This window comes from Rubrivirga sp. (assembly GCF_049648075.1).
Lineage (GTDB): Bacteria > Bacteroidota > Rhodothermia > Rhodothermales > Rubricoccaceae > Rubrivirga.
Window position 1 is genome coordinate 1 of record NZ_JBARYR010000071.1, and the last position, 5,554, is coordinate 5,554.

The following is a 5,554-nucleotide window of genomic DNA, read 5'->3' on the forward strand; positions in this document are numbered from 1 at the left end:
CCCCCCGCACGCTCGCCGACGTCCCCGCCGACCGCCGCGTCGCCTTCGTCGCCGTCTACGACGAGACCACGCCCGACGGCGCCCCGGTCCACCGCGTCGTCGTGGCCGACATCGAGGACCCAACCGTCTTCGAGGTCGTCTCTCGCCCCGACCACTACAGCGTCTCGCCGCACCTGAGCCCGGACGGGCAGCAGGTGCTCTTCGGGGACCGAACCATCGGGCCGGTCTCGGCCGTCCAGTACGTCCGGTACGACCTACGGACGGGACGGGCCGACACGCTCGGCCACGTCCCGCCGGGCGGGGAGGTGACCCGGCCGATCCTGGTCGGGCTCGGGTCCCCGGTCGTGTGGGAGCGGGACGGGCGCGGGTTCTACTTCACGAATCCGACCCCGTCGTTCTCGGGCAAACAGGACGTGCTCCGGTTTCGGTTCGCCGACGGGTTCTTCGAGCGGGTCCACGACTCGGGCAGCTACGCGACGACGGTGATCGGGATGAAGGGACCGGACTCGCTCGTCGTGTTCTCGGTCAGTCCGGAGGCGCCTGAGTGGACGCCGGAGCGGCCAGCGGGAATCTTCGTGATGAGCCGAGATGGTCGGCTCGCCCGCCGCGCACGAAACCTGAACCTCTCGTATGCCGCTGAGGAGAGGCGCCTCACGCGGGGGTTCACTGAGCCCATAATGAACGAGGGACGGGGGCTGGTAGCCTCAGTTTGGTCCGAGCTCAAGCCGGGTACCACGTCCGACTACGTCGTCTCACTCGCCGTCACAGATCTGGATGGGACGTACTTCCGATCCTACGAGCTAGATAGCAACTACCTGAACTGGCATCCACATTGGGGACCTGGCGAGACTGTTCTTTTCGAGAGGCAGCCGCGTGGCGCGAACGACTGGCGCTTTCACCAAGCAATGGTTCTGGACCTGGAGACCGGCTCCGTCCGAGAGCTCGCGGACCCGGCTACCTATGGGGCCGTCGGGATGCGGATGCCGGACGCAGGCGACTACTGATCCCCCTCCTTCTCCTGACTTCAACGTTCTATGTAACACCAGGCACCCACAGCGGAGGCACCGAGCCAGACTCCGGACAGAGACGCCAGCCCGATGCCCACCGCAGGTTCGCTCACAGTTCCATCCCATTTCCGAGGTGACCCATGAGACTCTTCCTCACACTCCTCGCCCTCTGTGGAGTTTCCGCAGCCCTCGCCCCGTCGGCCTCCGCACAGAGGCTCAACGCCCAGGCGCGTAGCACGGCCATCGACGCCTTCCGCGCCACACATGCCGACCGTCTGACTGAGGGCCTGGAGGTCCAAGTCAACCCCCTCACGACGACGGTCTCCGCCCTCGTCGGGGGGCAGTTCCCGGGCTTCACCGGCCCGCCCGAGTCGGCTGCCCACTTGTTCCTCGACGCCCACAAGGCCGTGTTCGGTCTCTCCGACGCTTCGGGCGACCTCGAACACATCTCGACTCGGAGCACCGGGGCCAGCCTCGCTCCAGTTCAAGCAGAACGGGACGTACACCTGCTCGACCTCCGGCGGGTCCGGGTCGCCCACGACCCGGCAGTGGTCGTACCGCATCCCCCCGGCCACGACGTGGATCAACGGCCCCACCACGACGACGTACGCGTTCCAGATGGGGACGGCCGCCACCGAGCTCCGGTGCGTCGTGACGCGAGGATTGAACTCGGCGACGGCGACGAAGACTGTGACGTACGACAACGGCCCCCTCAGAGCCGGTCTGGCGAGGCTCGACGCGGAGGCGTTCTCGTTCGCGCTCCTGCCCCCGCGCCCGAACCCGTCGGCCGTGTCAACGATGCTCGAGTTCGCCCTCGAGGACGGCGCCGAGACGACGCTCGTCGTGTACGGCACCGTCCTCGAGGTGGCCCGGCCGGTGAGCGGGTGGGTCGGGGCCGGCGCCCACGCGCCCGTCGTGGACGTGTCGGCGCTCCCGTCGGGGGTCTACGTGGTCCGCCTGACGTCGGGGTCACAGACGGCGACGGCCCGGCTGTCGGTGGCACGGTCGCGGCCTCGAGGACGGACTATCGCCCTGCCGCCTGGAGCGTGCGGATCACACGGTCGACGATCGCGTCCTCGAGGTCGTCCTCCTCGACCCACTCGTCGTCGATCCACAGGCCCAGCGTCGAGCGGACGCCGGCCCGGACGCCGGCGCGCTTCTGCGCTAGGATGGCCGCCTTCCCCTCCCCCTTTTCCACGGCCTCGAGGACGGCGGCGCCGTCGAGGCCGACCGCGTCCGCGTGGGCCGCGAGGTTGTCGGGGCGGAGGCGGAGTTGGTTCTCGTACATCCTGGCGTGCAGGAGCCAGAAGCCGCCCTGGCGAGCCGCCTCTTCCGACGCGACCGCGGCGTGGAGCGCGTTGGGGTGCGGGCGCAGCGGGAAGTGCCGGAACGCGAACAGGAGCCCCGGGTGCTTGCCGCGCACCTCGTCCATGATGTCGTGGACGTCCTTGGAGTATGGGCACTCGAAGTCGCCGTACTGAATGACGGTGACGACAGGGTCCCCAGCGCCGGCTTGGTGGTCGCTGGGCGAGAGGGGCGGATCGAGGGGCATCGAGGTCGGGAGTCGCGTCCTCGAGGACGCCGAATGTTTGCTACCCGATCCCGCCGACGCCGGCCGCACGCTCGACGATGGCGACGACCTCCTCAATCGTCGTCCGGCCGTGGTCGCGGGCGTACCACTTGCGGAGCTCGCGGTAGCGGTCGTCCTTCTCCATCGCCTGGGATTCGGCGCTGGTGAACCAGGCCTGCAGGTCGGACGGGCGCGGTCCCCACCAGCCGCGCTCGACGCCGTCGCTGTCAAGGACGATGACGATGGGGATCGAGCGGGCGGTCCCGTTCGTCAGGTGCTCGTCCATCAACTCGAGATTTTGGTCGCGGTCTAGCATCCGTAGCTCGACGTTGCCCACGGCCTCGGCGAAAGCCGCCAGTGGCGGGACCGTGTTCGAGGCGTCGCCGCACCAGTCCTCGCTCAGGACCAGCCACTTCCACTCGCCCGGCACGGCCTCGATGCGCGCGACCAGGTCGTCGGGGACGCGGGCACGCTCGTACCCCTTCGTCCACAGGTCGATGTTGTCTTCCGCCGTTCCGAGGAAGGCTCGGAACGTCTCCCCTTTCTCCCAATCGGAGGATCGAGAGACGGCGGTGGCGACGGGGTCGAAGTGCGAGGTCATGGCGAGGGTCATAGAGCGTGCGGACCTGACGTGCGCGATGGGCGCCGTCTTACGCGGCAGCCCGCGCCCAGTCTCCGTCCTCGAGGACGCGGCCGAAGGATCAGCTATAACCCGACCGCCTCGGCGGCCCGCCCCATGCCCTCGGCCCCGATGTCGACGAACAGGCCTGTCGCCTGACACGCGACGGTCGCCCCACGCTTCAGCTCGGCGCGAACGGACACCTTGGCCCCGGCCGTGTCCACGACCTCGAGGACGACGTCGACGACCTCACCGAGCGGCACCATCGACCGAAAGTCGACCTCGATGCGGGCGGCGACCACGACGCGGCCGGTGGCGAGACCCGCCATGCCCATCGCCTCGTCCAAGAGGGCTGCGAGCGCTCCGCCGTGGGCGTGTCCGGGAGGCCCTTCGGCGCCGGGGCCGAACCAGGCGCGGGCATGCGTCGCGCCCCCAGCGTCGGCGTAGTAGCGAACGTGGATTCGGTCGTCGTCCTCGGACGAGACAAACGAGCGCGTCCCGAGCGATTCCCAAAACGGCGTCAGCGGCGTCCAGGTCGGGTCGGGGGCGGAGAGGTCAGGTGCCATGCGTCGGCCTCGAGGGCGGAAAGTGGCGTTCTCGAGGACGGGTCAGAGCTCGAGCTCCTGGCCCTGCTCCGGGATGATGACGCGGACGTCGGGGTGGGCGACCTCGATGTTGTCCTTCATCCACGACTTCGCCGCCGTCTCGCCGTGGACGAGCACGACCGTACGCGGCTTGACGCGGTCCACGATCTCGACCAAGTCGCGCCGGTGGGCGTGGCCCGAGAACCGGAACCGCTCGACGGTCGCGTTGATCTCGACCGGGTCGTCGCCCTTCTCGAAGACCATCTTCTCGCCGGCCGCCGCAGCGATCTGCAAGCGGTCGCCCGGCGAGCCCTCCTTGGAGAAGCCGACGAAGAAAATGCCGTGCCGCTCGTTCGACACGATCCGCTGGGCGAGCGCGAACGAGGGCGTCCGCTCGAACAGCATCCCGGACGTCAGCACGAAGATGCCCGGCTGCGACAGCGCCTCGTTGAGCCGCGACTGCGACTTGGGCAGCCGCTTCTGGTGGACGCCGTAGACCTCGAAGTCCGGGTCCAGGCGCGGGGTCGAGTTGCGGGTCTTGTCGTAGATCTCGGCGATCCCGCGCATCGAGCCGGCCGTGTAGACCGGCGTGTCCTCGGCGATCAGGCCGCGCTTCTTGTACCGGCCGATCATGGCGAGCACGTCCTGGCTCCGACCGAGCGCGAAGACCGGGATCAGGGCGCAGCCGCCGCGGCCGAGAACCGTCTCGAGCATGGCGCCCAACCGCTTCTCTTCGCTCTTGCGTGACGTCTCCTCCGCGTCGGGATCGGCACCAAGGGTGGACTCCAGCAGCATCACGTCGACCGGCCCGTCGGGGAAGTCGGCCTCGGGAAGGATGGTCTGGGGCCGGACGCTCGTGTCGGACGTGTAGAACATCCGCCGACGCTTACCGCCGTCGTAGCCGTCCAGCATCACGCCGACGGCACCCAAGACGTGGCCGGCGTGGGTAAACGTGGCCGCCAGCGGTCCCTCGGCCTTGAGCCCGCGCATGTCGAACGGGCTGTCCAGCAGGTGCGTGTCGTACAGGTAGCTCAGCGCCTCGGCGGCCTCGACGTCGAAGACGGGCGCCGTCGAGGTCGAGCCCTCGCGCACGCGCCGCTTCTGCAACCGGGCCGACGACGGGAGGAGCTGCTCGGCCAGCATCGCGGTCGGCCGCGACATGTGGATCTGGGCGTGCGGGACTTCGGCCGCTAAAACGGGTAGTGCGCCCAGGTGGTCGTGGTGCGCGTGCGTCACGACCACGTGGTCGACGGGCCGCGACTTCAGCAGTTCGAACGGCGGGAGCGCGGCGTAGCCGTCCTGGTCCGGGTCCATCCCGGCGTCCATGATGATGCCGGTGCCGCCGAACGTGACGTGGTGGCACGACGCGGCGATGTCCGTCGTGTCGCCGAGCGAGAGGTACTTCATTCGTGGGAGTCGATTCGATCAGCCGGAGGCTACCTCGAGGGTGAGACTTCGAGTCTGCGTTTTCAGTGGGTTCTCGCCCTCGAGGACGGAGCCCGCCGCGACCTCGAGGACGGGACGCGGGGAGACCAAGACAGGAACGGCGGAGGAACGACGAGCCCGTCGACCGATCCGATCTTGACGGACCCGATCTCGACTTCGAGGCCGGACCCGGACCGAGAGCGCCGCGTCCGGACGCGACCGACCGCCCCTCCCCATGGACGACCCCTTCGACGGACTCCGCGACGCCCTGCGCGTCTCCCCCGACAACGTCCCGCTCCGCGCGCACCTCGCGGGCCAGCTCTTGGGCGCCGGCCGGGCTGCCGAGGCC

Annotated in this window: 6 protein-coding genes; 1 reads left to right on the top strand and 5 read right to left on the bottom strand. The window is 69.3% G+C overall.

Annotated features, from left to right (window positions below):
- The coding region (locus WBA11_RS02030) for a hypothetical protein (protein WP_424519060.1) at positions 1-1,004 on the top strand (1,004 nt) is incomplete at its 5' end.
- A 20-nt stretch (positions 1,005-1,024) separates the two neighbouring features.
- Here the strand turns inward: WBA11_RS02030 and WBA11_RS02035 are convergent.
- The 5 genes from WBA11_RS02035 to WBA11_RS02055 all read right to left on the bottom strand — a co-directional run bounded on the left by WBA11_RS02035 (position 1,025) and on the right by WBA11_RS02055 (position 5,187).
- A complete protein-coding gene (locus WBA11_RS02035) occupies positions 1,025-1,642 on the bottom strand; it encodes a hypothetical protein (protein ID WP_424519061.1) in 618 nt (205 codons plus the stop codon).
- Positions 1,643-2,031: 389 nt separating this feature from the next.
- Entirely contained in the window at positions 2,032-2,559 is a 528-nt protein-coding gene (locus WBA11_RS02040) for a DsbA family protein (protein WP_424519062.1), read from the bottom strand.
- Positions 2,560-2,599: 40 nt separating this feature from the next.
- The gene (locus WBA11_RS02045) at positions 2,600-3,190 is read right to left on the bottom strand and encodes a thioredoxin family protein (protein WP_424519063.1); all 591 of its coding nucleotides are present in this window, start codon (positions 3,188-3,190) and stop codon (positions 2,600-2,602) included.
- A gap of 92 nt (positions 3,191-3,282) precedes the next feature.
- On the bottom strand, positions 3,283-3,762 hold the full coding sequence (locus WBA11_RS02050; protein ID WP_424519064.1) for a PaaI family thioesterase: 480 nt from the start codon (positions 3,760-3,762) through the stop codon (positions 3,283-3,285).
- A 42-nt stretch (positions 3,763-3,804) separates the two neighbouring features.
- Entirely contained in the window at positions 3,805-5,187 is a 1,383-nt protein-coding gene (locus WBA11_RS02055) for an MBL fold metallo-hydrolase (protein ID WP_424519065.1), read from the bottom strand.
- Positions 5,188-5,554 lie beyond the last annotated feature (367 nt).

Bases quoted from the DNA above. Each gene is read 5' to 3' on its own strand.
- WBA11_RS02040 (WP_424519062.1), bottom strand. From the start codon at position 2,559: ATGCCCCTCGATCCGCCCCTCTCGCCCAGCGACCACCAAGCCGGCGCT.
- WBA11_RS02050 (WP_424519064.1), bottom strand. From the start codon at position 3,762: ATGGCACCTGACCTCTCCGCCCCCGACCCGACCTGGACGCCGCTGACG.
- WBA11_RS02055 (WP_424519065.1), bottom strand. From the start codon at position 5,187: ATGAAGTACCTCTCGCTCGGCGACACGACGGACATCGCCGCGTCGTGC.
- WBA11_RS02045 (WP_424519063.1), bottom strand. From the start codon at position 3,190: ATGACCCTCGCCATGACCTCGCACTTCGACCCCGTCGCCACCGCCGTC.